This window comes from Duganella sp. Leaf126, from assembly GCF_001423125.1.
Taxonomy (GTDB): Bacteria; Pseudomonadota; Gammaproteobacteria; order Burkholderiales; family Burkholderiaceae_D; genus Rugamonas.
The window spans coordinates 142,312-166,714 of sequence record NZ_LMNW01000003.1 but is presented as its reverse complement, the minus strand read 5'-3'; the positions used below and the strand labels follow the sequence as shown (position 1 = coordinate 166,714).

The window sequence follows — 24,403 nt, the reverse complement described above, 5'->3', positions numbered from 1 at the left end:
TGCAAGTATCTACAATGTCAGCGGCAGGCTGCGCAAGCGCCTGCCGGTCAGCTTGAACACGGCGTTGGCCACGGCCGGCGCCACCGGCGGCACGGCCGGCTCGCCCATGCCCTCCGGGTGCGCGGCGCTCGGCAGGATGATGGTTTCCACCAGCGGCGCCTGGTTCAGGCGCAGCACCGGGTAGTCGTGGAAGTTCGACTGTTCGACCTTGCCGTCCTTGATCGTCACCGCACCGAACAGCGCTGCCGACAACCCGAACACCACGCCCGATTCCGCCTGCTGGGCGATCAGGTTGGGGTTGACGGCCAGCCCGCAGTCGATCGCGCAGACCACGCGGTGGACGCGGATCTCGGTACCGGCCACCGATACCTGCGCCACCTGCGCCACGATGGTGCCGAACGACTGGTGCAGCGCCACGCCATGGGCGTGTCCGTCGGGCGCAGCGCCGGCGCGCGCCACGGCCGCGTCGAGCACCGCCAGGTGGCGCGGATGGCGTGCCAGCAGCGCGCGCCGGAACGCCACCTCGTCGCGGCCGGCAGCATGGGCCAGCTCGTCGATGAAGCTTTCCTTGAAAAACGCGTTGTGCGAGTGGCCGACCGAGCGCCAGTAACCAAGCGGCACGGCGCTGTCCACGATCGTGTGGCGGATGCGCTGGTTGGGCAGCTCGTACGGCAGGTCGAACAGGCCTTCGGCCATGGTCTTGTCCGGCCCGGCCGCCGGCAGTCCCAGGTTACGCGCCAAGAACTGGTGCGACACCGAGCCGCCAGCCGACGTGCAATCGTAGCCGAGCACGTGGCCGGCCGCGTCGAGCGTGGCGGCAAAGCGCGCCAGCGCCGCCGGGCGGTACACGTCGTGGCCGATATCGTCCTCGCGGGTCCAGATGGTTTGCACCGGCGCGCCGCCGGTGGCCGGCGCTGCCGCGCGGGCGATCGCCACGGCCTGCGCCACCATGTCGACATCGAGCCGGCGCCCGAAGCCGCCGCCGAGCAGGGTCACCTCCAGCGTGACAGCCTCGGTGGCCACGCCGGCCGCCTGCGCCGCCGCCTTGACCGCAAAGCCCGGCGACTGCGTCGGCGCCCAGACGTGGACCTTGCCATCCTTGAGCTGCGCCGTGCAGTTGACCGGCTCCATGGCCGCGTGGGCCAGATAGGGCGCGCGGTACTCGGCGCCCAGGGTGCGGGCCACGTCGCCCCCGCCCTGCACCAGATCCATGTCGCCGGCCTGGTGGTAGACATGGCCGGCATCCGTGCCGAGGCTGGCGGCAAGCGCGTCGAACACCTGGGCGCTGGCCAGGCCGGCGTTGGCGCCGTCGCGCCAGGTGATCGCCAGCGCCAGCGCGGCCTGCTTCGCCTGCCACCAGGTGCGCGCCACCACGGCCACCCCGGCGCCCGCGCCGTACGCAGCGGAAAAATCGACCACCTGCAGCACGCCCGGCATCCTCATCGTCGCCGACCGATCCACGCTGGCGAACACGCCGCCGATCACGGGCGCCATGCGCACCGCCGCGTACACCATGCCGGGCGGGCGCACGTCGATGCCGAACACCGCGCTGCCATCGACCTTGGCCGGCGTGTCGCGGCGCTGCTGCGGCCGGCCGATCAGCGTGAATTGCGCAGGCGACTTCAGGCGCACTTCCCCCGGCTGGGCGGTGGCGGCGGCAGCAGCGAGCGCGCCATAGGCCAGCGTGCGGCCGTCACGGTGCAGTACGTGGCCGGCGCCGGTGCCGCAATCGTCAGGCTGGGCATGCCACTGCTGGCAGGCGGCAGCGACCAGCATCGCGCGCGCGGCAGCGCCGGCTTCGCGCATCGGCAGCCAGGCGTCCTTGATGCTGGACGAACCGCCGGTGATCACGATGCCCAGCTCGCGCGCCACCTTGCCGACGATCCAGCGGGCGCCGTTCTTCACCGCGCCGTCGTCGTCGGGGTGGAACGGCAAGCCGTCCTGCAGCATGGCGACGTTGCCGTAGATGGCGTCGAGCGGCGCCTGCACCAGCCGCACCGATGCCAGCGGCACGTCCATTTCCTCGGCCACTAGCATCGGCAGCGCCGTGTGCACGCCCTGCCCCATCTCGCTGCGCGGCATGGCAACGGTGACCGTGCCATCGGGCGCCAGCGCCACCCAGCCGTTGAGCGCCAGCGCGCCGCCGCTGACCGGCAGCGGGTGCGACGCAGTGCGGCGCTGGCGCGCGGGCAGCATGCCCCAGCCCACCACCAGCGCGCCCATGACGGCCACGCCGCCGAACAGGAAGCGCCGGCGCGGCGACGAAGACGGTTGCCCGGTTGCTGGCGGCATGGTCGGTCGGGGCATGGTCATGGCTGGCCGTGCCAGCGCGCCAGCAGGTCGTCCGGGCTCAGCGGCTTACCATATAAATAGCCTTGCGCGAGGTGGCAGCCATGGCGCAGCAGGAACGACGATTGCTCTTCGGTTTCCACGCCTTCGGCGATGACCGACAGATTCATGCTCTTGCCCAGCTGGATGATGGCAATCGCGATCGCCTCGTCGTTGGCGTCGGTCGAGATATCCTTGATGAACGAGCGGTCGATCTTCAGCGTCTGCACCGGCAGCTGCTTGAGGTAGGCCAGCGACGAGTAGCCGGTGCCGAAATCGTCGATCGCCAGCGCCACGCCGATTGCGTGCAGGTCGTTGATGAAGACCATGGCGTCGCCGGTGTTCATGATCACCGACTCCGTCACTTCGAGCTGCAGGCGCTGCGGTGCCAGGCCGGTATCGGCCAGGATGTCGGCCACCAGCTTGACGATGCCACCGCGCTCGAACTGGCGCGCCGACAGGTTGACCGCGATCTTCGGCACGTGCAGGCCTGCCGCCTGCCAGCGGTCCATCTGGCGGCAGGCCTCGTGCAGCACCCATTCGCCGAGCTGGTTGATGAAACCGGTGTCCTCGGCCAGCGGAATGAAGCGCACCGGCGGCACCAGCCCCAGCTCCGGATGGTTCCAGCGCACCAGCGCCTCGACGCCGATCAGGCGACCGGTATCGATTTCCACCTGCGGCTGGTACATCAGGAAGATTTCGTTCTTTTCGATCGAGCGGCGCAGATAGGTTTCCAGCCGCAGCCGCTCGACGCCTTCGCCGGTCATCGACGGCATGTAGAAGCTGTAGCCGTTGCGGCCGCGCGCCTTGGCCTGGTACATGGCCACGTCGGCATTGCGGATCAGCATATTGAGGTCGCCCGCATCGTCGGGGAACAGGCTGATGCCCACGCTGCAGGTGACGAACAGCTCGTGGCCGGCCACCTGGAACGGCTGGTCGAACATCTGCACCAGCTTTTCGGCCACCTGCGCCGGCCCATAGTGGCTGCCCACGTTTTCCAGCAGGACGATGAATTCGTCGCCGCCCAGGCGCGCCAGCGTGTCACCCTCGCGCAGGCGGTCGAGCAGCGCGCGCGCGACCTGCTTGAGCAGCTCGTCGCCGATGTGGTGGCCCAGCGTGTCGTTGACGTTCTTGAAGCGGTCGAGATCGATGAACAGCAGCGCCAGCTGCTCGTGGTCGCGCGTGGCGCGCTGCAGCGCGTGCTGCAGGCGGTCGTTGAACAGCAGGCGGTTGGGCAGCGCGGTCAGCGGGTCGTGGTGGGCCAGGTGATCGAGCTTGTCCTGCGACTCCTTGGCGCTGGTGATATCGCTGAACACGCCCACGTAGTGCGTCGCATGGCCGCGGCTGTCGCGTACCGCGCTGACGGTCAGCCACTCGAGGTAGATATCGCCGTTCTTGCGCCGGTTCCACAGCTCGCCCTGCCAGAAACCGGACGCGAGCTGCTCTTGCCACATCTGTTCGTAGAACGCCTGCTCGTGGCGGCCCGAGCGCGTCAGCGTGTAATCGAGGCCGATCGCCTCCTGCGCCGTGTAGCCGGTGATCTGGGTGAACGCCGGGTTGACGGTGACGATGGTGCCCTGGGCGTCGAGCACCACCACGCCGTCGGCGATGTGTTCGATCACGGTGGCCGACAGGCGCAGCTTTTCCTCGGCCTCCTTGCGCTCGGTGATGTCGGCATACACCCAGATGCTGCCTTCGTTGGCGCGCAGGTGATCGAGTGCATAGCCGCTCACCATGCACCAGAACGAGCTGCCGTCCTGGCGCAGGTAGTGGCGCTCTTCGTTGAAGTAACTGCCTTCCGAGAGCGACGGATACTGGCGCGCCCCGGCTGCCTCGAATTCGAGCGGGGTCGGGAACAGGATCGCGGTGGACGAGCCGACCATGGCACCCGGCGCGTAGCCGAACAGTTCCTCGCAGCGGCGGTTGACCGAGACGATGTGGCGGTTACGCACGAACATTACGCCGAACATCACGTTGTCGAGGATTGCGCTCTGCTCGGCCAGCAGCGCCTCGATGCGCATCTCGTTGTGTTTGCGCTCGCTGATGTCGGCCATGATGCCGTCCACCCAGATCTGGCCACGGTCCCTGCCGCCCTGCGGCTGGCCGTTTTCCGACAGCCAGCGCTCGGTGCCGGCAGCGTCGACGATGCGGTATTCGATCTGGTACGGCTTGCCGCTGGCAATCGCTTCGGCCACGGTGCGGCGGTGGCGCCTGCGGTCGTCGGGCGCGATCAGGTCGGTCCAGTTGTCGGTGGTGCCGCGCATGAACAGGCTGGCCGGGTAGCCGGTGATGTCCTCGATCGCGTCCGAGACGAATTCGATCGGGCCGTCGGGCCGGCAGCGGAACACGGCGCCCGGCACCTGGGTGACGATGGTGCGGAAGCGTTCCTCGCGCTGGCCGATATCTTCGAACAGGCGCTTGATCGCCATGCGCATCTGGTCGAGCTGCAGCGACAGGCGCCCCAGTTCGTCGCGCCCGCGCACGGTCAGCTGGGTGTCGAAATCGCCGCGCGCCAGGCGGTCGGAAAAATCGTTGAGCTTGCGCAGCGGCCGGATCAGGCGGGCCTTCAGGAACAGGACGATCAGCACCAGCGACACCATCAGCTGGCCGGCAAGCACCAGCACATAGGCTTCCTGCTTTTCGCGCAGGTCCTGCTGGCTGCGGGCGTCGTCCATCTCGACCGTGATACGGCCGATGCGCTCGCCGCGCACGGCGATCTCGCGCTCGGCGCGGTAGATGGTGCCGATCGACTGGCGCGGCGACTCGACGTGCATGAACTGGGCGTCGGCCTGGCCCATCACCTCGACCCGCACCACCGATTTGTCGCGCATGACCGAGTCGACCAGCGAGCGGGCCGACTCGGTATTCATGTTCCACAACGATTCCTGCATGCCCAGCGCCAGGATGTCGGCATTGCGTTGCAGCGCTTCGTTGAGGGCGATCCGCGCCGACGCCTTCTCGTGCACCCCGATCAGCACGTAGCTGCCGATCGCCGCCGGCACCACCAGGCCGCCGAACACCACCAGCAGCAAGGCGCCGTAAATCGACGAGCGCGGCAGTCTGCGCAATGCCTGGAACCGGGTCCGCAAACGTTCGAAGGCTTTAGTCATTGACGCGGTGACGCAGGAAGGAAGGGAGTGGGCATCGTCGAAATGTCACAGTACACGCTACAAAATATTACCTTTCGGAATTATGCACGTAACCACTGCCAAAAAGTAAGTCAGCAAGCAAAAATCACGACGACAGGCTAATATCGCGGCTCCCTGTCAACATACGGAAACGCCATGACCACTTTTTCGATGTATTCCGCCTCCATTCCGGCGTTCAAGCAAATCCTCAACAGCCTGCACACCATCCTCGGCAAGGCCGAAGCGCACATCGCCGACAAAAAGATCGAACCGGCCGCGCTGCTGCAGTACCGCCTGTTCCCCGACATGCTGCCGTTCACGCGCCAGGTGCAGATCGCCTGCGACTTCGCCAAGGGCGCGGCCGCCCGTCTGGCCGGCCTCGACGTGCCGTCGTATGAAGACAGGGAAGCGACTTTCGCCGAACTGAAGCAGCGCATCGAAAAGACCCTGGCCTACATCGACAGCGTGCCGCACAGCGCCATCGAAGGCAGCGAAACGCGCGCCATCACCACCGGCAGCGGCGAGAAGACCAAGCACTTCACGGGCCAGACCTATCTGTTCCACTACGCGCTGCCGCACTTCTACTTCCACGCCACCACCGCCTACGACATCCTGCGCCACAACGGCGTCGAGGTGGGCAAGAAGGATTACATCGGCACGTACTGATCCGCGCTTACTTTCGCTTACTTGTTGCGGCGCGGGTAGCCCTGCGCCAGGATGCGCTGCCACACGACTTCCTTCTGCGCGGCTGTCATCGACACCCAGTGCGCCACCTCGACCACGGTACGCCCGCAGCCACGGCACACCTCGTCGAAGGTGGTCGAGCAGACCGCCACGCACGGCGTGTCCGGCCGCGGCGGCAACGCGTTGCTGTCCGCGCTCATGCTTTTTCCTGCATCAGCTTGTCCCAGCCGTCGTGGCCCAGGGCGCGCAGCGTGTCCACGTTCTTCTCGAAAATCTCGGCCGCCTCGGGGAACGCTTCCACCGCGCGGTCGATGCTCTCTTCGCGCAGCAGGTGCAAGGTCGGATACGGCGTGCGGTTCGTGTAGTTTTCGATATCGTTGCGGTCGGTGTCGGCAAACTGGTAGTCGGGGTGGAAGCTGGCCACCTGCAGGATGCCGTCGAGGTCCATGTCTTCCAGCGCGGCGTCGGCCACGTCGAGGAATTCGTTGTAATCCTCGAAGTCTTTCAGCACGTGCGGGTGGATGATCAGCGTGGTGTCGATCTTGTCCGGGTCCGCTTCGGCCAGGTGCTCGAGCTCCTCCATCAGCTTTTCCAGCAGCGCCTCCGGCGTGGTGGCGTCGGACACCACGTAGCGCACCTGTTTCTTGACGTGCACGGCCTTGGCAAACGGGCACAGGTTGAGGCCGATGACGGCTTTCTCCAGCCAGTGGACGGTCTCGGCGACGACGCGGTCGTGGTCGAGGGCGGCGGTGGAACTGCTCATGATACGTATCCTTGTTGATGGCCATGCAAAGACGCGATTGTACGCACTCTTGGACGCCGCCGGTACTGCGTGCATCTTGCTCTCAACACATCCTTATCTACCGGCAACTATTGCTTATCACGAAGTCATGGAAGTGACATAATCCTTGACGCGCCTCGATGAGCTTCGTACACTCCACGTTTATTTCATGGTCCACACGATGTTGGTGAAACAACAGCAATGGAAAACTATGCAAGCACGACACCGTAATCACCGTCTTCCCGGCCGTCACAGTTCGGCGGCGCTGGCCGTGCTGCTGGCCCTGCTGGCCGGCATCACCCCAGGCGCCAGCCAGGCACGCGAACACGATCTCGACGATGCCCACGTCCTGACCCCGGTCACCGCAGCCGCCGCCTCTGTCAGTCTCGCTACCCTCCCCTCGCTGCCGAAATCCTCCCTCGATGTCGCCGCCTCCCTCAAGGCCAGCAAGCCGGCCCGGGCCGACGACGAGTACCACGAAAAAGATCTGTGGGGCCGGATCCGCAGCGGCTACGCCATCCCCGACCTGAACAACGAACTGGTGACCCGCCACACGACCTGGTTCAGCAGCCATCCCGAACATATCACCCGCACCAGCGCCCGCGCTTCGCTGTACCTGTTCTACGTGGTGAGCGAACTGGAAAAGCGCGGCATGCCGACCGAGCTGGCGCTGCTGCCGTTCATCGAATCGGGCTTCAACCCGCAGGCGCTGTCGAGCGCCAACGCTGCCGGCATGTGGCAGTTCGTGCCGGGCACGGGACGCGACTTCAACCTCAAGCAGGATGCGTTCAAGGACGAGCGGCGCGGCATCATGGAATCGACCGACGCCGCCCTGACCTACCTGCAGCGCCTGTATGACATGTTCGGCGACTGGCAACTGGCGCTGGCCGCCTACAACTGGGGCGAAGGCTCGGTGCAGCGCGCCATCGCCCGCAACCGCGCGGCCGGCAAGCCGACCGATTTCGACAGCCTGGCCGACCTGATGCCGGCCGAGACGCGCAACTATGCGCCCAAGCTGCAGGCGATGAAGAACATCATCGGCAACCCGTCCCAGTACAAGGTCAGCCTGCCGCTGATCGACAACACGCCGTACTTCACGGCCGTGGACAAGACCAGCGACATCGACATGACCATCGCGGCCCAGCTGGCCGAACTGTCGATCGACGAATTCAAGGCCCTGAACCCGCAGTTCAAGCGCCCGGTCATCACCGGCGACGAACAGACCAAGATCCTGCTGCCGAAGGAAAACGCCGACAAGTTCCACCTGAACCTGGCGCAGTGGGGCAAGGAATTGTCCACCTGGACCGTGCACAAGATCACCAGCGCCAAGGAAAGCATCAGCTCGCTGGCCTCGCGCTTCCACACCACGCCCGACGTGATCCGCCAGGCCAACAACCTGCCGCAGCGATCGCTGCTCAAGGCCGGCTCCACCATCCTGGTGCCGAAGATCTCGACCGGCACCTACACCGATATCGCCCCCGAAGTGGCCGATAACGCCACCGTGGCATTCGAACCCGAACGCACCGTCAGCCGCGCCGGCTACAAGCGCGCCAGCGCCCATGCCGGCAGCAAGTCCGGGCCGGTGTCGCTGGTCAAGGCGCGCGTGGCGCGCGACGCGATCAAGGGCAAGAGCCGCAAGAAACGTAACTGACGCCGCCGCCGGCGGCCGTGAAGACTTCTTGCAGTCGCGGCGGACACGCCCTACAATCTCGGACTTGCGTGTCCGGCAATCGCCACTCACACAGTACAAAACAACCCACCACTGCGTCGCCATGCCAGCCCACAGGGCCGGCGCGGGGGCGCAGTCGCAATTGGAGTCATTATGGCGTTCCTGCAAGGAAAAAAAATCCTCATCACCGGTTTGCTGTCGAACCGTTCCATCGCTTACGGTATCGCCAAGGCCTGTCACCGCGAAGGCGCCGAACTGGCCTTCACCTACGTGGGTGAACGCTTCAAGGACCGCATCACCGAGTTCGCCGCCGAATTCGACAGCAAGCTGGTCTTCGACTGCGACGTCGGCAGCGACGAGCAGATCGCAGCATTGTTCGCCGACCTCGGCAAAAGCTGGCCCCACCTGGACGGCCTGGTGCACGCCATCGGCTTCGCCCCGCGCGAAGCGATCGCCGGCGAATTCCTCGACGGCCTGACCCGCGAAAACTTCCGCGTGGCCCACGACATTTCGGCCTACAGCTTCCCGGCCATGGCCAAGGCGGCGCTGCCGCTGCTGAAGGACGGCTCCTCGCTGCTGACGCTGTCGTACCTGGGCGCCGTGCGCGCCATCCCGTACTACAACACCATGGGCCTGGCCAAGGCCTCGCTGGAAGCGTCGGTGCGCTACCTGGCGGAAAACCTGGGCAAGAAAGGCATCCGCGCCAACGGCATTTCGGCCGGCCCGATCAAGACTTTGGCCGCCTCGGGCATCAAGGACTTCGGCAAGCTGCTCGGCTTTGCCTCGTCGCACGCGCCGCTGCGCCGCAACGTCACCATCGAAGAAGTGGGCAATACCGCCGCCTTCATGCTGTCGGACCTGGCCTCGGGCATCACGGGCGAAATCACCTACGTCGACGGCGGCTTCTCGCACGTGATGGGCCTGAACGCGGAAGACTACCTGTAAGCTTGCCGTAACGTTCAGTGTATCGACGGGCCGGGGGTGCTTTCACAGCGCCCCCGGCCCGCTGCGCACTGTGCGCCTGTACAGACCGCCACAACTGCTGTATAGTGTCGTTTGTGCGCTGCAATGTGCGCGTCGCAAATCAAGCAGCGGCGCCGATTGTTCAGCCAGGATTTTATTAGCAGCTACGCAGCCCTTGCGCATCATCCTGATGTCGCTAAAGCCCTCCCGCCTCTGGTGTCGCACCTGACACCGTCCCGGCGCAAAGCTTTTGTGCCGAAATTTCTTTCGATTTTGATTAGTCATTTCGTTTTGGTAGGCGTTGCTATTTCGCGTTCCACGTTCGCGTGTACGCAGATTTTTACGAAAGAACAGCATGACATTTGAAGCATTAGGTCTCAACACGTCCATCATCAAGGCCCTGACCGACGCCGGCTACACCGCGCCGACCCCGGTCCAGCAGCAGGCCATTCCTGCCGCCATCGCCGGCAAGGACTTGTTGGTATCCTCGCAAACCGGTTCGGGCAAGACTGCAGCGTTCATGCTGCCGTCGCTGCACCGCCTGTTCGCCACCGAGCCGGCCGCTGCCGGCAAGACCGCCAACCAGGAAATGCAGGCAGCGCGCGCCCGTGGCGAGCGTCCACGTTTCAAGCCTGCCCAGCCAAAAATGCTGGTGCTCACGCCGACCCGCGAACTGGCCCTGCAAGTGACCACCAACACCGACAAGTACAGCGTCAACCTGCGCCGCATCAAGGCCGTGTCGATCCTGGGCGGCATGCCTTACCCGAAGCAGATGCAACTGCTGGCCAAGAATCCTGAAATCCTGGTGGCCACCCCGGGCCGCCTGATCGACCACATGGAATCGGGCAAGATCGACTTCTCGCAACTGGAAATCCTGGTGCTGGACGAAGCGGACCGCATGCTGGACATGGGCTTCATCGACGACATCGAAAAAATCGTCGAAGCCACGCCGGCCACGCGCCAGACCATGCTGTTCTCGGCCACTCTGGACGGCGTGGTGGGCAATATGGCCCGCCGCATCACCAAGGATCCGCAGACCATCCAGATCATCAGCGCGGCCAACAAGCACGAAAACATCACCCAGACCGTGCACTTCGTGGACGACCTGTCGCACAAGAACCGCCTGCTGGACCACCTGCTGCGCGACGAGTCGCTCGACCAGGCCGTGGTGTTTACCGCCACCAAGCGCGACGCCGACACCATCGCCGACCGCCTGAACATCGCCGGTTTCTCGGCTGCCGCACTGCATGGCGACATGCACCAGGGCGCCCGTAACCGCACGCTCGACAGCCTGCGCCGCGGCCAGGTCAAGATCCTGATCGCCACCGACGTTGCCGCCCGCGGCATCGACGTGCCGACGATTACCCACGTGTTCAACTACGACCTGCCGAAGTTCCCGGAAGACTACGTCCACCGCATCGGCCGTACCGGCCGCGCCGGTCGTAACGGCCGCGCCATCTCGCTGGTGAACCACGCCGAAGGCATGAACGTCAAGCGCATCGAACGCTTCACCAAGCAGCTGATTCCGGTGAACGTGGTCGAAGGCTACGAGCCGAAGAAATCGGGCATGGCGCCGCGTTCGACCTCGCGTCCGGGCGGCTGGAAGCCGGGCGACAACCGTGGCGGCGCCAAGCCGGGCCAGCGTAGCTTCAGCAACCCGAACGCACCGCGCAAGGAAGGCGGCTACAAGGGCAGCAACCCGCGCAGCAGCGACGGCGCCCGCCGCAGCTACGGCGACCGCTGATCGGCGCTCTGCCAGCGCAGTGATGATTCGCTCACTTCCCGCCAAGTGAGCAGCATGGCCCCCGGAGCGATCCGGGGGCCATGTTTATTTGGGACGCCGGCAACTACGCGGGCACGCGATTTTGGGCTACCATGCAACGATGCTCAAAACGCCTCCGTCCCGTCCATCCCCCTCATCATCGTCCGTCCGTTCCCTGTTGCAGCGGGCCGGCATGCTCTGGCTGGCCCTGACCGCCCTGCCCGGCGCGACGGCAGCGCCGGCGCTGACCGCTGCCGTGCTTGCGCCGGGCGGGCTTGCCGTGGCCGATGTTTTTGCTGTGGCTGGCGCTGCTGGCGATTCCGTTGATACGGCTGGCGCTGATGCGGATGCCGCTGGCGCTGATGCGAATGCCGCTGGCGCTTCTGTCGATGCCGCTGGCGCTGATGCGAATGCCGCTGGTGCTTCTGTCGATGCCGCTGGCGCTGATGCGAATGCCGCTGGCGCTGATGCGAATGCCGCTGGCGCTCCTGCTGGTGCTGCTGGCGCTGATGCGAATGCCGCTGGTGCTCCTGCTGGTGCTGCTGGTGCTGCTGGTGCTGCTGGTGTTGCTGGTACTGCCGCTGTTGCTGCTGTTGCTGCTGATGCCGCCGGCGCTGCTGGTGCTGCTGGTGCTTCTGAAGTGGCTGTTGCAACCGATGCCGCCGAGACGGAGGCTGCCAGCAGCGCCGGTACGGTGGAAACGCCGTCGGCGTCTGCCGCGCGAGCCCTCATGGCGAAAGCGCGCGCGGCCATCGGCGGCGAGGCCTGGCGCACGGTCGCCACGCTGCAAACGCAGTTCGTGCGCAGCGTGGCCGACGACGGCGACCAGTCGCTGCCCGAGGAGGCCGGCAGCAGCGATATCGATTTCGTCAGCGGCCGGTATGCGCAGCGTATCCCCGCGTCGGCAGTGGCGCGGCAGATGTCACGGTCGGACGGGCGCGATTTCTGGCAGCAGCGCATGGGCCGCTTCGAAAAGCTCGATGCCGATGCCCCGAATCCCGAACAATATCTGCGCCGGCAATCGTATGGCTGGTGGTTCGCGCGCGGCCACGGCAAGGCGCGCAAGCTGGAACTGCGCGCGCCGCGCCAGCTCGGCAGCGTCGAGTACGCCGTGGTGCGGGTCACGCCGCAGCGCGGCGCACCGTTCGACTTCTGGATCAATCCGGCCAGCGGCCGCGTCGAGCGGCGCCAGGAACTGGTCGACGGCAAGCTGCTCACGGTGGACTACCGCGATTTTCGCCGCGTCGGCCCGATCACGCTGCCGTTCGAGGAGCGCACGCGCGATGTCCGCGACCAACGCGATGCGGATGTGCTGCGCGTCACCAGCATGGTGCTGGACCGCCCCGCCGCGCAGCTCGACTTCACGCTGCCGGCGCCGGCCACCATCGCCGGATTCGGCGCCGGCCGCCGTGCGGTGACGATCCCGTTCGAGCCGTGCCAGGCGCACATCTGCGTGGCCGTGACGCTCAACGGCCAGGGCCCGTTCCGCTTCATCCTCGACACCGGCTCGCGCAACGTCATCAGCAACAAGCTGCACCGCCGCCTGCGCCTGCCCGTGCAGGGCGTGGCCGTCCTGTCGGGCATGGGACCGCAGAGCGAGCGCGGCATGCTGACCACGGTGAAGCAACTGGGCCTGGCCGGGCTGACGCTGGCACAGCAGGCGTTTTTCACCAGCCCCACGCTCGACCAGCTGCCGATCGACGGCACCATCGGCTACGAATGGCTGTCGCTCACGCCCACCCGGATCGACTACGCGGCGCGCCAGATCACATTCCACGATCCGCAGGATTTCGTCTACCGCGGCGCGGCCACGGCCATTCCCCTTACCTTCCACGACCGCACGCCGCAGGTGGCCGCCACGCTGGACGGCCTGCCCGGCATGTTCACCATCGACACCGGCAGCGACTATTCGCTGACCATCAACCAGTCGTTCGTCGAGCGCCACGGCCTGGTGGCAAAATACGGCGCCGGCGACGTGGTCCAGACCGCACAAGGCATCGGCGGCACCAGCCGGGTGCTGGCCACGCGCGGCAAACTGTTCGAAATCGGCGACATCCGCATCGCCGACCCCACGCTGGAACTGGCCACCCACAGCGGCGGCCTGCTCAATGCAACGACAGGCACGGCCATTGCAGGCAACATCAGCAACGGCATCCTGCGCCAGCTCGACATCGTGTTCGACTACGCCGGCGGCAAGCTCTATCTCGCGCCCGTCAAGGCTGCCGACTAACCCCACAGTGCTGCTCACTCAACACCATCCATGCAAAAAACAACCACAGCCTCACCTGCCACCACCTTCTCCCGCTACCAGAAAATCGTCGTCGCCCTGCTCGCCTTCCTGCAGTTTGCCGTGATCCTCGACTTCATGATCATGTCGCCGCTGGGGGCGGTGATCATGCCGGCGCTGGCCATCGGTCCGGCCCAGTTCGGCGTGGTGGTGTCCGCGTATGCCTTCAGCGCCGGCATTTCCGGCTTGCTCACGGCCGGCTTTGCCGATCGTTATGACCGCAAGAAGCTGCTGCTGTTCTTTTACACGGGGTTCATACTCGGCACCGTCTGGTGCGGGCTGGCGCAGAGTTTCGAGGCGCTGGTGATGGCGCGTATCGTCACCGGGCTGTTCGGCGGGGTGATCGGCTCGGTGGTGCTGGCGATTGCCACCGACCTGTTTGCCCCGGCCATGCGCGGGCGCGTGATGGGGCTGATCCAGACCGCGTTCGCGGCCAGCCAGGTGCTCGGCATACCGATCAGTATCTACCTGTCCAACCGCTGGGACTGGCATGTGCCGTTCCTGGCGCTGGCCGCCTTCGGCCTGGTCGGCGGCCTGGTCGTGGCGTGGCAGATGGAACCGGTCGATGCCCACCTGGGCAAGCCCCAGGACCACAGTCCGTGGATGCACCTGTATCACACGGTGAAAGTGCCGCACCACCTGCTGGCGTTCGCCACCACGGCGCTGCTGACCATGGGCGGCTTCATGCTGATGCCGTTCAGCAGCGCCTACATCGTCAACAATCTCGGCATCGACATGCAGCACTTGCCGACCGTGTACCTGGTCACCGGCATCTGCACCATTTTCACGGGACCGCTGATCGGTCGCGTTGCCGACCGTCGCGGCAGGTTTCCCGTATTCGTGTTCGGCACCATCGTCTCGATGGTGACCGTGGTGGTGTACACGCAGCTGGACCGGATTTCGCTGCCGGCCCTGATCGTGCTGAACACGGTCATGTTCGTCGGGATCTTTTCGCGCATGATCCCGTTCCAGGCCATGGCCGCGTCGATCCCGCCGCCCGGCCAGCGCGGCGCCTTCAACGCGATCAGCGCCTCGCTGCAGCAGCTGGCGGGCGGCGTCGCCTCGGTGGTGGCCGGACACATCGTCAGCCAGGGCGCCGACGGCCGGCTCGTCCATTTCGATGTGATCGGCTACCTGATGGTTGCCACCGCGATCGGCGCGCTGCTGCTGGTGCGCCGGCTCGACCGCCACGCAGCGGCGGCACACTAGCGTCATCGATCACCCGAGCGTGGACTGTCGCTGACCGACTGGCGCCACCGGGGTGGCGCCGATGGTGGAGCGCGTCCTGTCAGCGCCATCGATCAGGCAACGCCAGCGTGTCCCCAACCCACTAGCGCCAGCGGTCAGCCAGCGACGGGCTGCCGTCGTCTGTCAGCGCAGGCCGGTCAGCCGGCCCCGACGTTCGCGGCCTGATCGGCGCCATCGATCAGTGGGCGACCGGCTGCCGCTCCCTGACGATGCCGCGATAGACCAGCCAGGTGGCGAGCAGGCTGATGGCGCCGGCGCCGGCCATCCAGTAGCCGGGCGCAGCCTTGTCGCCGGTGCTCTCGATCAGCAGCGTCGACACCAGCGGCGTCATGCCGCCGAACAGCGCGGTGGCCAGGCTGTAAGCCAGCGAGAACCCGGTGGTGCGCACGCTGGCCGGGATGATCTCGGTCAGCGCGACAATGGTGGCGCCGTTATAGCTGGCGTACAGGAAGGACAGCCACAGTTCCACCATCACCATGTGCTCAAAGCTCGGGTGTCCGACCAGCCACGACAGCACCGGATAGGCGGTCAGCACCGTCAGCGCCGAGCATGCCGCCATGATCGGCCAGCGGCCGATGCGGTCCGACAGCGCGCCCATCACGGGCAGCCAGATGAAATTGGACAGGCCCACGCACAGCGTGACCAGCAGGCTTTCCTCGGTGCTCAACTTGAGCACGCTCTTGCCAAACGTTGGCGTGTACACGGTGATCAGGTAAAACGCCACCGTGGTCAGCACGATCAGCATGGTTCCTGCCAGCACCAGCGGCCAGTTGACGCTGATGGTCTGCAGCATCTGGCGGAAGGTCGGGTGCGATTTGCGCGACAGGTAGGCCTCGGTTTCCTGCAGCGAGCGGCGGATGTAGAACACCACCGGGATGATCGAGCAGCCGATGAAGAAAGGAATGCGCCAGCCCCAGTCGGCGATGAACGCCGGGCTCAGGCTCTCGTTCAGGAAGTAGCCGAGCGCCGCCGAGAAGATGATGGCCACCTGCTGGCTGGCCGACTGCCAGCTCACGTAATAACCCTTGTTGCCGGGCGTGGCCATTTCGGACAGGTACACCGACACGCCGCCCAGTTCCACGCCGGCCGAAAAACCTTGCAGCAGGCGGCCGATCAGCACCAGGAACGGCGCCAGCAGGCCGATGGTGGCGTAGCCGGGCACGAAGGCGATCAGCGCCGTACCGGACGCCATGATGGCCAGCGTCAGCACCAGGCCCTTGCTGCGGCCGATGCGGTCGATATAGCTGCCGAGGATGATGGCGCCCAGCGGACGCATGAAAAAGCCGGCGCCGAAGGTCGCGAACGTCATCATCAGCCCGGCGAACTCGCTGCTGGCCGGGAAGAACGCCTTGGAAATGTACGTCGCATAAAAGCCGAACAGGAAGAAGTCGTACATTTCGATGAAGTTCCCGCTCGTCACCCGGATGACGGTTGCCACGCGCGACGGTGCGCGCGCCGGGCTGGCGGTCGATGGAGTAGCCATGTGTTACCTATTGAAAATCTGGTCCGTTGAAAAGTGAAGTGCGTCAGTGCGCGGTCGGCTTGGCGGCCGGCAGCAGGCCGGTCGCTTCGATGGCGGCCGCATGGTCCGGCGACGACAGATACCTGAGCAGCGCGCGCCCTGCTTCGGGCTGCCTGGCGTCGCGCACCAGCGCGGCCGAAAACTCGGTCAGCTGCTGTACCTCGGACGGCAACAGGCCGACGATATCGATGCCTTCGACCGGCATCAGTTCGCTGCGCTGCTGGCAGCCGAAATCGGCCTGGCCGTGGGCGATGATTTCACCGACCGGCGTGGCCGGAATCTTGGCGGCCTTGCCGCGCATCCGGTCGGCGATGCCGAGCTTGTTCATCAGCTGCTTTTCGATGTATTCGCCGCTGGCGCTGTCCGAGTAGGCGACGTGGCCGGCCTTCAGGAAGGCGTTGCGCAGGCCGTCGGTGGTGCTGATGTCGGGCTTGGCCGCGCCGTGGCGCACGGCGCACGCGATCGGCGAGTTGGCCAGCACGACCTTGCTGCCAGGTACCAGTTTGCCTTCCTGCATCAGCTTGTCGAGCGCATCGCCGACCATGATGACGACATCGATCGGTTCGCCGCGCGCCAGCCGCGCCGGAATCGCCTTGGCCGTGGTGCCCATCGACGGCCCCCACTCGGACACCAGCTGGTCGCCGCTGGCGCGCTCGTAGCCGGCCGCCAGGTTTTTATAAGCCTGGGCAAAGCCGCCCGAGCTGACCACGCGCAGTTCTGCGGCGTGGCTGGCTGCTGCGGCCAGCAGCGACAGCGCCGCCACCGCTTTCAAGGCCGACGCTGCGGCCGACTTCACGGCAGACTGGGCAGTGCGGCATCGATGCACCGAGGGAGGTTGTAGCATGGTAGGTTCTCCTGTCATTAAAATTTTTCCATCAGGCCCAGGGTCAGGCCCAGGCCATGGCGGTCGTTGGCGCGCGCGCCGGTGACGCCGGCGGCATCGCCCTGCCACGCCGTGTAATCCGATTCGAGGTACAGCGTGGTGCGCGCGGACAGCGCTTTTTCCAGGTAGGCAAACGCCCGTGCGAAGCCGTCGTCCACCTTGCCTGTCGCGGTGCGCTGCACCTTGTAATACGCGGTGGTGAGCAGCAGGTCCGGCATTAGCTGGCGGCTGACACCGGCGGACGCCACGCGCTGGCGCACGGTCTGGCCGCTGCCGATGTCGGCGCGGTTGAAGCCGGCGTTGGCCTTGAACTGCCAGTTGCCGAACTTGTACGCCGCACCCAGCGAGGCCGCATCGAGCGCCTGGTCGTCACGGTTGCGCAAGCGCATCGCAGCGCCCGAGACCGCCACACCGCCTTGCTGGTAGGTCAGGCCGCCGCCCCAGGTGGACAGGGGCGAGGCGCCATCGGTGGTCTCGCCGAACGAATAGGCGGCGCGCGCCAGTACCGGACCCAGGCTGGTGGTGACCTTGACCGTGTTGTCGAGCCGGTAGAAATTATCGGGATAGCCGCTGGTGCCGTATTGCTGGCCGAACGAATGGCGGCCGAACGCGGTGTTGCTCAGGCCGGTAATATTGACGTTGGGGTTGAACGATGCATAGCGTATGCCAAGCGGATCCACGGTGGACAGCGCATCGGCAATCAGGTTGGCCTGGCGGCCTACGGTCACCGTCGCCAGCGGCATCTTGAGGCCGACCCAGGCCTGGCGGTCGAACAGCTTGTCGGACTTGGCGGTGCTGCCGCTATCGAGATTGAGCCCGCCTTCGAGGCGGTACAGGGCCTGCCAGCCACCGCCGAGATCCTCCTGGCCGCGCAAGCCCCAGCGGCTGGTCTTGTTCACGCCGCTGGTGACGGTGGGTACCGCGCCGCCCGGCGTGGGCGCATTGGCGGCGCTCAGGCCGTTGACGTAGCGAAGGCCGAGGTCGGCGATTCCGTAAATTCCGTTGCCGTCCTGGGCCAGGCAGCTGCTGCTGGCCGCGCACAGCAGCGCAAACATATGACGATGGCGCATCGTGTCTCCATAAATGGTCTGTGCCTTCTTTTTTTGTTCGAGGCTGATCAGTAATCGCCCATGATCGTTGAAATGGCATAATTTGATAATTGCAATTTTTCCCGTGTTTAATGCATGTCACGCATCAATTATGACCTTCACGATTTGCGCGCCTTCGTGGCCGTCGCCGAGCGCAACAGCTTTCGCCAGGCCGCTGCCGACCTGTTCATCTCGCAACCGGCGCTGAGCCGGCGCATCGACAAGCTGGAAGAGGCGCTCGGTGTCCGGCTGTTCGAACGCACGACCCGGCGCGTGCAGCTGACCAATGTCGGGCAGGTATTCCTGGCCAATGTGCGCGATGCCCTCAACGGTCTCGAGGACGCCGTACTGGGCGTGGCCGACCTGGCCGCGCACCGTACCGGCACCGTCACGCTGGCCTGCGTGCCATCGGCGATCTGGCATTTTTTGCCCGACGTGCTCAAGCGCTTCACGACGCAGTTTCCGAAAATCCGCGTGCGCGTGCACGACGAAAGCGCCCAGGACGTGCTGAACCTGGTGCTGGCCGGCGAAGCCGATTTCGGCATCTGCTTTACCGGCGCCGAAAATCCCGAGATCCTGTTCCAGCCCATCTATGTCGAGAGCTATGTGCTGGCCATGCGGCGCGACCACCGGCTGGCCACGCGCAAAAAGCTGAGCTGGAAGGACACGGTCGATGAGCGCTATATCTCGGTGGCCAAGTCGAGCGGCAACCGCAGCGTGCTCGACGCCGCGCTGGCCGGGGTGGAGAAGCATCCGTGGATTTCGTGCGAGGTCAACCACGTCTCGGGCGTGCTGGCGCTGGTGGAGTCGGGACTGGGCGTGGCTGCCTTACCGGGGCTGTCGATCGTGCCCGACCGGCAAGGCACGGTGATCGGAATACCGCTGGTGGCGCCTGCCATCGAGCGCACGCTGGGCCTGATCAGCAAGCGGCAGCGCGCCATGCCGCCGGCTGCGCGCACGCTGTTCGACCTGTTGTTAGGCCAAGCTTTGTTAGCACAAAGCGGCAGGCAAAGGCGACGGCTATCTGCGCAGCAAGGTGCGCCAGCTAACACTCATGACGCATAAGCAAGGATAACGATAGTTTCACTACATTGAGTCAGCTATAAAAAAACCCAATAAAGTTTCCATTATGCACTATTCCGTTCTATAATGCAGGACATCCACTCATCAACCCAGATCTCGAAACGGAGTCAGTGCATGAACCCCAGGAATATGGATGCCGCCTGCTTGCGCGCCTTGCGGCGCCGTGGCCACTCGGACGCGACCATTGTCGCCATGAGCCCTGAAGAGGCGTTTTGCGAGTATTGCGCGTACCACGGCATCATGAATCTGCAGCCGAACACCTTGCAAATGCTCGACAAGCTGCGCGAAACACCGCCCAAGCAGCCCCTGCCGAATTAGCAAAAAGAAAAAAACCACCTGCAGTCGCCCGCAGGTGGTTTTTTTCATGGGCGCATGCCCGTGGTGCCGGGCCGTGCTTACTTGTAAAACGCGGTCACTGCGCCTTTGAGCTTGATCAGCATCGGGTTGCCACGACGGTCGACTGCCTTGCCGGCCGGAACCTTGATCCAGCCTTCGCTGATGCAGTACTCGTCCACGTCGAAGCGTTCCTTGCCATTGAAAGTGATGCCGACGTCGTGTTCGAACACGGCGGCGACGTGGTGCGGGCTGCGCGGATCGATCGACAGGCGGTCGGGCAGCGCAGGCTGAGGCGATGGGGTAGAGGTAGGTGCGTTCATGGCGTCATTATATCAGCTGGTTTTGACGATCAGCTGCGCCGCGCGCCGCAATTTCGGATACACCATCGGCACCGTCAGCATGGTGCTGGCGATGGCCATCAGCAGCAATGCGGTAAAGGTCTCGTTGGTGATCAGGCCCTTGTCGAGCAGGATGTTGGAAAAGATGATCATGATCAGCGCCTTGGTCTGCAGCAGCCAGCCGATGATCGACGCCTCGCCCTGCCCCCACTTGAGAATCTTGCCGGCGATCTGCGTGCCGATCAGCTTGCCCGACAGCGACGCGGCCAGCAGCACCGCTGCCGCCACGAACACGGCCGCGCCGCCGACGCCCCAGTTGGTGCGCAGGCCGGCGCTGAGGAAATACACGGGCATGATGGTGATCAGCACGGTCTGGCGCATGAAGTCGAGCCGCTGCTGGCTGAACCAGTGGGCGTCCATCACGGCGCCGGCCAGGAAAGCGCCCACCATGTAGTGCAGGCCGGCCCAGTCGGCCGCGAATGCCACGGCCACCAGCCAGATCAGCGAAACGAACCAGCGGTCGCGCTCTTCCAGTTTTGCCATCAGCGCGCGGAACAGCCAGGTGGCCACGACAAACAGCAGCAGGAAGGCCAGCTGGCGCGTGACGCGGTCCCAGTCCAGCATGATCACGGCCAGCACCGCCCAGATGGCGATATCGTCCAGGCTGGCGTAACGCAGGATGCGCTGGCCGATGTTCTCGCGCAGGATCTCGAGCTTTTCCATCAGCAAGATCAGGATCGGCAGCGCCGTCACCGCGCACGCCATGCCCACGCCCAGCACGAACTGCCACGACTGCGCATTCGGGCCGATCCAGCCCGCAAAGCCGAGCATGCCGAAGGCGGCAATGCAGCCGAACACCAGCGGCGTGCCCAACGCCAGGCTGGCCGTGATCGTGCTTTCGCGCCGGTGCGCCCACGCTTTTTTCAGGTCCAGTTCTATGCCGGCCAGCATCACGAAAATCATCACCGCCCACCAGGCAATGCCGTTGAGCGACTGCACCACCTGGGCATTGAACACGAAGGCGTAATACTCGGGATAGGCGCGGCCCAGGATGCCCGGTCCGAGGATGACGCCGGTGATGATCTGCACGATCACCAGCGGCGCATAATAATCGGTGCCGCCCAGGCGCCATACCAGGTAGGGCACGGCGAAGATCAGGAGCATGGCGATCAGGAAAATTTCAGTGGTACCCATGTGCATGGTGCTGTCCCGCTATTCTTGTCGATTTATGAAAACGTTATCATAGCGGCGCTCTCATTCCTTCTCCACAAATAAATAGTTGCATACTCAAGCATTTATCAAGTATCATGCAATCAAATTACTTGAGGAGCCATCATGGACCAGCAACAACCGCCCGTATCCCCCAGCCTTGAATTCACCTTGCGGCTGGCCCGCGCCCAGGCCACGCTGGTGCGCCGGCTCGACCAGGTGTTGGGCGGCTACCACGGCATCAGCTTTGGCGACTTCATGCTGCTGCATTACCTGAGCCGCGCACCGGGCGGCCGCCTGCGCCGGGTCGACCTGGCCGAGCGCCAGGGCCTGACCGCCTCCGGCGTCACGCGCACCCTGCTGCCGCTGGAAAAAATCGGCCTGATCGAGCGCCAGCAGGATCCGCGCGACGCCCGCGTGGCCTATGCCGCCATCACCGCCACCGGGCGCGAGCTGCTCGACAACGCCGTGGTCGTGGCCGACCAGATCAGCCGCGACCTGCTGCGCAGCTGCCCGCCGGCACAGCTGGCCGAGATGAGCACCGCGCTGGGACTGATCGCCGGCATGAATGCGTCCAATTCCTGAGCCGGGGGAACATCGTCATGGAAACCAAATGGCTGGAAGACTTCATCTCGCTGGCCGAGACCAGTAACTTCAGCCGCTCGGCGGCGCTGCGCCACGTGACGCAGCCGGCGTTCTCGCGCCGCATCCAGTCGCTGGAAAACTGGCTCGGCACCGACCTGGTGGACCGCACGTCGTACCCGACACGCCTGACCCCGGCCGGCATCGTGTTCTACGAGCAGGCGCTCGAGATGCTGGCGCAGATCAACGGCGCGCGCGACATGCTGCGCTCCAAGCGCGCGGCGGCGCAGAACAGCATCGACCTGGCCGTGCCGCACACGCTGTCGCTGACCTTCGTGCCCAAGTGGCTGACCGCGCTGGAAACCGAGTTTGCGCCGATCAACAGCCGCCTGATGGCGGTCAACGTCCACGACGCCGTGCTGCAGCTGGTGGAAGGCGGCTGCGACCTGCTGCTGTGCTACCACCATCCGCGCCAGCCGGTGCAGCTCGACCCGTCGCGCTACGACATGCTGGTGCTGGGCCGCGAATCGCTGCGCGCCTACGCGCGCTGCGACAAGAACCGCGTGCCCGAGTTCGTGCTGCCCGGCACCCGCAAGGCGCCGCTGCCATTTCTGTCCTACACCAACAACGCCTACCTGGGCCGCATGGTGGAACTGATCCTCGGCGACGCCAGGCCGCCGCTGCACCTGGAGCCGCACTACGAAACCGACATGGCCGAAGGCCTCAAGATGATGGCGCTGGAAGGCCGCGGCATCGCCTTCCTGCCCGAGTCGGCCGTCGTGCGCGAACTCAAGCAGAAGCTGCTGGCGCGCGCCGACAACCACAGCGCCGACTGGGAGATCGACATGGAAATCCGCCTGTACCGAGAAAAGCCGACGGCCCAGCGGCGCGGCAAGTCCATCGTCGGGCGGCTGTGGGCGTTCCTCGCGCAGCGCCAGCAGGACCAGCAGGACCGGCGGTCGCCGCGCCGCGCACCGGTTTCAGAAAGGTAGTAAAAATAGCGCAACTATGCATCTTTTGCATAACCGGATGCGCACTCGGCATTGGCCGCGCCTGGGCGGCAGTCCTATGATTGGCTGCACTGGAACAACGCCACCCGCACCGTTCCCACAAGACCAATTGACAGGAGCACCCGCATGACCACCGCGCACCCGCAGCACGCCTTGCCTTCCTACCTCAATCCCGACGATCTCGGTCCCTGGGGTGTCTATCTGCAGCAGATCGACCGCGTCACGCCGCACCTCGGCGCGCTGTCGCGCTGGGTGGAAACCCTGAAGCGCCCCAAGCGCATCCTGACCGTGGACGTGCCGATCGAGCGTGACGACGGCAGCATCGCCCACTACGAGGGCTACCGCGTGCAGCACAATATGTCGCGCGGCCCGGGCAAGGGCGGCGTGCGCTTCCACCAGGATGTGACGCTGTCGGAAGTGATGGCGCTGTCGGCCTGGATGACGGTAAAAAATGCAGCCGTCAACGTGCCCTACGGCGGCGCCAAGGGCGGCATCCGCGTCGATCCCAAGACCCTGTCGCGCGGCGAGCTGCAGCGCCTGACGCGCCGCTACACCAGCGAAATCAGCCTGATCATCGGACCGAACAAGGATATCCCGGCGCCCGACGTCAACACCAATGAACAGGTCATGGCGTGGATGATGGACTCGTACGCCATGATCGAAGGGAACCTCTCGACCGGCGTGGTGACCGGCAAGCCTATCTCGCTCGGCGGTTCGCTGGGCCGGCGCGAAGCGACCGGTCGCGGCGTGTTCGTGGTGGGCCGCGAGGCAGCCGCCCAGCGCGGCGTGGCGATCGACGGTGCGCGGGTCGCCATCCAGGGCTTCGGCAACGTGGGCGGCGTGGCTGCCACCATGTTTGCCGACGCCGGCGCCAGGGTGGTCGCGGTGCAGGACCACACCGGCACCGTGGTCAACGAGGGCGGTCTCGATATCGCCCAGCTGCACAAGCACGTGGCCGAAGCGGGCAGTGTCAGCGGCTTCCCCGGCGCCGAAGCGTTGCTCGACCGCGACGCGTTCTGGGGCATCGAATCGGACATCCTGATTCCGGCCGCGCTCGAGCAGCAGATCACGGCCGACAATGCGCCGCGCATCCGCACCAAGATCATCCTCGAAGGCGCCAACGGCCCTACCACGCCGGAAGCGGACGACATCCTGACCGACAAGGATGTACTGATCGTGCCCGACGTGCTGGCGAACGCCGGCGGCGTAACTGTGTCATACTTCGAATGGGTACAGGACTTCTCGAGCTTCTTCTGGAGCGAGGACGAGATCAACGCCCGCCTGACGCACATCATGCAGGACGCCTTCAAGTCCGTGTGGTCCGTGGCGCAGGAGAAGAAGGTAACGCTGCGCACCGCGACCTTCATCCTTGCCTGCACGCGGGTGCTGCAGGCCCGCGAAGTACGCGGTCTCTATCCCTGATGTACGGACAAGTAACGGTCAAGTAACGCTCAAGTAACGAACAAGTACGAACAGCCCTGCCCCGCGCCTGCACCGGTTCA

The 24,403-nt window shown here is 65.3% G+C and carries 21 protein-coding genes; 11 read left to right on the top strand and 10 right to left on the bottom strand.

Annotated elements, in window-relative coordinates:
• Positions 1–9: 9 nt before the first annotated feature.
• Positions 10–2,313 (bottom strand): xanthine dehydrogenase family protein molybdopterin-binding subunit, encoded by a 2,304-nt coding sequence (locus tag ASF61_RS05035; RefSeq protein WP_229205716.1) that lies wholly within the window; start codon positions 2,311–2,313, stop codon positions 10–12.
• The gene (locus tag ASF61_RS05030; RefSeq protein ID WP_056151902.1) at positions 2,310–5,438 is read right to left on the bottom strand and encodes an EAL domain-containing protein; all 3,129 of its coding nucleotides are present in this window, start codon (positions 5,436–5,438) and stop codon (positions 2,310–2,312) included. The genes ASF61_RS05035 and ASF61_RS05030 overlap by 4 nt, the downstream gene beginning before the upstream one ends.
• A gap of 174 nt (positions 5,439–5,612) precedes the next feature.
• Between ASF61_RS05030 and ASF61_RS05025 the strand changes: the two genes are divergently transcribed.
• Positions 5,613–6,122, top strand: a complete 510-nt coding sequence (locus tag ASF61_RS05025) for a DUF1993 family protein (RefSeq protein ID WP_056151899.1) — start codon at positions 5,613–5,615, stop codon at positions 6,120–6,122.
• 17 nt (positions 6,123–6,139) lie between these two features.
• Here the strand turns inward: ASF61_RS05025 and ASF61_RS05020 are convergent, their stop codons facing one another.
• Complete coding sequence (locus ASF61_RS05020; RefSeq protein ID WP_056151897.1) at positions 6,140–6,340, bottom strand: DUF1289 domain-containing protein; 201 nt, start codon at positions 6,338–6,340, stop codon at positions 6,140–6,142.
• Entirely contained in the window at positions 6,337–6,903 is a 567-nt protein-coding gene (locus ASF61_RS05015) for a DUF1415 domain-containing protein (protein WP_056151894.1), read from the bottom strand. Before ASF61_RS05015 ends, ASF61_RS05020 begins: the two co-directional genes overlap by 4 nt.
• A gap of 229 nt (positions 6,904–7,132) precedes the next feature.
• On the opposite strand from ASF61_RS05015, the gene ASF61_RS05010 reads away from it, so the two are divergent.
• The 3 genes from ASF61_RS05010 to ASF61_RS05000 all read left to right on the top strand — a co-directional run bounded on the left by ASF61_RS05010 (position 7,133) and on the right by ASF61_RS05000 (position 11,297).
• Positions 7,133–8,572 carry a transglycosylase SLT domain-containing protein gene (locus tag ASF61_RS05010; protein ID WP_056151891.1) on the top strand — a complete coding sequence of 480 codons (1,440 nt, stop codon included), beginning with the start codon at positions 7,133–7,135 and terminating at the stop codon, positions 8,570–8,572.
• Between the two features lie 171 nt (positions 8,573–8,743).
• Positions 8,744–9,535 (top strand): enoyl-ACP reductase FabI, encoded by a 792-nt coding sequence (fabI, locus tag ASF61_RS05005; RefSeq protein WP_056151888.1) that lies wholly within the window; start codon positions 8,744–8,746, stop codon positions 9,533–9,535.
• Positions 9,536–9,908: 373 nt separating this feature from the next.
• Complete coding sequence (locus ASF61_RS05000; protein WP_056151885.1) at positions 9,909–11,297, top strand: DEAD/DEAH box helicase; 1,389 nt, start codon at positions 9,909–9,911, stop codon at positions 11,295–11,297.
• 175 nt (positions 11,298–11,472) lie between these two features.
• Here ASF61_RS05000 and ASF61_RS04995 read toward each other — a convergent pair whose 3' ends face one another.
• Entirely contained in the window at positions 11,473–12,105 is a 633-nt protein-coding gene (locus ASF61_RS04995; RefSeq protein WP_056151881.1) for a hypothetical protein, read from the bottom strand.
• Here ASF61_RS04995 and ASF61_RS04990 point away from each other — a divergent pair.
• Together ASF61_RS04990 and ASF61_RS04985 are read left to right on the top strand one after the other, a co-directional pair.
• Positions 12,046–13,545 (top strand): pepsin/retropepsin-like aspartic protease family protein, encoded by a 1,500-nt coding sequence (locus tag ASF61_RS04990; RefSeq protein ID WP_056151878.1) that lies wholly within the window; start codon positions 12,046–12,048, stop codon positions 13,543–13,545. The two genes, ASF61_RS04995 and ASF61_RS04990, sit on opposite strands and share 60 nt — an antisense overlap.
• Before the next feature lie 30 nt (positions 13,546–13,575).
• Positions 13,576–14,811, top strand: coding sequence for an MFS transporter (locus ASF61_RS04985; RefSeq protein WP_056151874.1), 1,236 nt, complete (start codon positions 13,576–13,578; stop codon positions 14,809–14,811).
• A 217-nt stretch (positions 14,812–15,028) separates the two neighbouring features.
• On the opposite strand, the gene ASF61_RS04980 is transcribed toward ASF61_RS04985, so the two are convergent.
• Genes ASF61_RS04980 through ASF61_RS04970 form a run of 3 tightly spaced genes read right to left on the bottom strand, consistent with a single transcriptional unit; the run spans position 15,029 to position 18,325 of the window.
• Positions 15,029–16,333 (bottom strand): MFS transporter, encoded by a 1,305-nt coding sequence (locus ASF61_RS04980; protein ID WP_056151871.1) that lies wholly within the window; start codon positions 16,331–16,333, stop codon positions 15,029–15,031.
• A 43-nt stretch (positions 16,334–16,376) separates the two neighbouring features.
• A complete protein-coding gene (locus ASF61_RS04975) occupies positions 16,377–17,216 on the bottom strand; it encodes a substrate-binding domain-containing protein (RefSeq protein ID WP_082491212.1) in 840 nt (279 codons plus the stop codon).
• Between the two features lie 17 nt (positions 17,217–17,233).
• Positions 17,234–18,325 (bottom strand): porin, encoded by a 1,092-nt coding sequence (locus ASF61_RS04970; RefSeq protein ID WP_082491211.1) that lies wholly within the window; start codon positions 18,323–18,325, stop codon positions 17,234–17,236.
• Between the two features lie 114 nt (positions 18,326–18,439).
• Here ASF61_RS04970 and ASF61_RS04965 point away from each other — a divergent pair, with 114 nt between their 5' ends.
• Positions 18,440–19,408, top strand: coding sequence for a LysR family transcriptional regulator (locus tag ASF61_RS04965; RefSeq protein WP_056151864.1), 969 nt, complete (start codon positions 18,440–18,442; stop codon positions 19,406–19,408).
• 132 nt (positions 19,409–19,540) lie between these two features.
• Positions 19,541–19,744, top strand: a complete 204-nt coding sequence (locus ASF61_RS04960; protein ID WP_229205715.1) for a hypothetical protein — start codon at positions 19,541–19,543, stop codon at positions 19,742–19,744.
• A gap of 77 nt (positions 19,745–19,821) precedes the next feature.
• Here the strand turns inward: ASF61_RS04960 and ASF61_RS04955 are convergent, their stop codons facing one another.
• Together ASF61_RS04955 and ASF61_RS04950 are read right to left on the bottom strand one after the other, a co-directional pair.
• The gene (locus ASF61_RS04955) at positions 19,822–20,082 is read right to left on the bottom strand and encodes a DUF3297 family protein (protein ID WP_056151861.1); all 261 of its coding nucleotides are present in this window, start codon (positions 20,080–20,082) and stop codon (positions 19,822–19,824) included.
• A 12-nt stretch (positions 20,083–20,094) separates the two neighbouring features.
• The gene (locus tag ASF61_RS04950; RefSeq protein WP_056151858.1) at positions 20,095–21,300 is read right to left on the bottom strand and encodes a cation:proton antiporter; all 1,206 of its coding nucleotides are present in this window, start codon (positions 21,298–21,300) and stop codon (positions 20,095–20,097) included.
• Positions 21,301–21,435: 135 nt separating this feature from the next.
• Here ASF61_RS04950 and ASF61_RS04945 point away from each other — a divergent pair, with 135 nt between their 5' ends.
• The 3 genes from ASF61_RS04945 to ASF61_RS04935 all read left to right on the top strand — a co-directional run bounded on the left by ASF61_RS04945 (position 21,436) and on the right by ASF61_RS04935 (position 24,323).
• Positions 21,436–21,894 carry a MarR family winged helix-turn-helix transcriptional regulator gene (locus tag ASF61_RS04945; protein WP_056151855.1) on the top strand — a complete coding sequence of 153 codons (459 nt, stop codon included), beginning with the start codon at positions 21,436–21,438 and terminating at the stop codon, positions 21,892–21,894.
• Positions 21,895–21,911: 17 nt separating this feature from the next.
• Positions 21,912–22,883, top strand: coding sequence for a LysR family transcriptional regulator (locus ASF61_RS04940; RefSeq protein ID WP_056151852.1), 972 nt, complete (start codon positions 21,912–21,914; stop codon positions 22,881–22,883).
• A 144-nt stretch (positions 22,884–23,027) separates the two neighbouring features.
• A complete protein-coding gene (locus tag ASF61_RS04935; protein WP_056151849.1) occupies positions 23,028–24,323 on the top strand; it encodes a Glu/Leu/Phe/Val dehydrogenase in 1,296 nt (431 codons plus the stop codon).
• Positions 24,324–24,403: the final 80 nt, after the last annotated feature.

Excerpts from the sequence above, each read along its gene's own strand:
- ASF61_RS05030 (WP_056151902.1), bottom strand. The coding sequence starts at position 5,438 with ATGACTAAAGCCTTCGAACGTTTGCGGACCCGGTTCCAGGCATTGCGC.
- ASF61_RS04970 (WP_082491211.1), bottom strand. The coding sequence starts at position 18,325 with ATGCGCCATCGTCATATGTTTGCGCTGCTGTGCGCGGCCAGCAGCAGC.
- ASF61_RS04950 (WP_056151858.1), bottom strand. The coding sequence starts at position 21,300 with ATGCACATGGGTACCACTGAAATTTTCCTGATCGCCATGCTCCTGATC.
- ASF61_RS05035 (WP_229205716.1), bottom strand. The coding sequence starts at position 2,313 with ATGACCATGCCCCGACCGACCATGCCGCCAGCAACCGGGCAACCGTCT.
- ASF61_RS05000 (WP_056151885.1), top strand. The coding sequence starts at position 9,909 with ATGACATTTGAAGCATTAGGTCTCAACACGTCCATCATCAAGGCCCTG.
- ASF61_RS04975 (WP_082491212.1), bottom strand. The coding sequence starts at position 17,216 with ATGCTACAACCTCCCTCGGTGCATCGATGCCGCACTGCCCAGTCTGCC.
- ASF61_RS05020 (WP_056151897.1), bottom strand. The coding sequence starts at position 6,340 with ATGAGCGCGGACAGCAACGCGTTGCCGCCGCGGCCGGACACGCCGTGC.
- ASF61_RS04960 (WP_229205715.1), top strand. The coding sequence starts at position 19,541 with ATGAACCCCAGGAATATGGATGCCGCCTGCTTGCGCGCCTTGCGGCGC.
- ASF61_RS04955 (WP_056151861.1), bottom strand. The coding sequence starts at position 20,082 with ATGAACGCACCTACCTCTACCCCATCGCCTCAGCCTGCGCTGCCCGAC.
- ASF61_RS04965 (WP_056151864.1), top strand. The coding sequence starts at position 18,440 with ATGTCACGCATCAATTATGACCTTCACGATTTGCGCGCCTTCGTGGCC.
- ASF61_RS05025 (WP_056151899.1), top strand. The coding sequence starts at position 5,613 with ATGACCACTTTTTCGATGTATTCCGCCTCCATTCCGGCGTTCAAGCAA.
- ASF61_RS04940 (WP_056151852.1), top strand. The coding sequence starts at position 21,912 with ATGGAAACCAAATGGCTGGAAGACTTCATCTCGCTGGCCGAGACCAGT.
- ASF61_RS04990 (WP_056151878.1), top strand. The coding sequence starts at position 12,046 with ATGGCGAAAGCGCGCGCGGCCATCGGCGGCGAGGCCTGGCGCACGGTC.
- ASF61_RS04985 (WP_056151874.1), top strand. The coding sequence starts at position 13,576 with ATGCAAAAAACAACCACAGCCTCACCTGCCACCACCTTCTCCCGCTAC.
- ASF61_RS04980 (WP_056151871.1), bottom strand. The coding sequence starts at position 16,333 with ATGGCTACTCCATCGACCGCCAGCCCGGCGCGCGCACCGTCGCGCGTG.
- ASF61_RS04945 (WP_056151855.1), top strand. The coding sequence starts at position 21,436 with ATGGACCAGCAACAACCGCCCGTATCCCCCAGCCTTGAATTCACCTTG.
- ASF61_RS05010 (WP_056151891.1), top strand. The coding sequence starts at position 7,133 with ATGCAAGCACGACACCGTAATCACCGTCTTCCCGGCCGTCACAGTTCG.
- ASF61_RS04935 (WP_056151849.1), top strand. The coding sequence starts at position 23,028 with ATGACCACCGCGCACCCGCAGCACGCCTTGCCTTCCTACCTCAATCCC.
- ASF61_RS05015 (WP_056151894.1), bottom strand. The coding sequence starts at position 6,903 with ATGAGCAGTTCCACCGCCGCCCTCGACCACGACCGCGTCGTCGCCGAG.
- fabI (WP_056151888.1), top strand. The coding sequence starts at position 8,744 with ATGGCGTTCCTGCAAGGAAAAAAAATCCTCATCACCGGTTTGCTGTCG.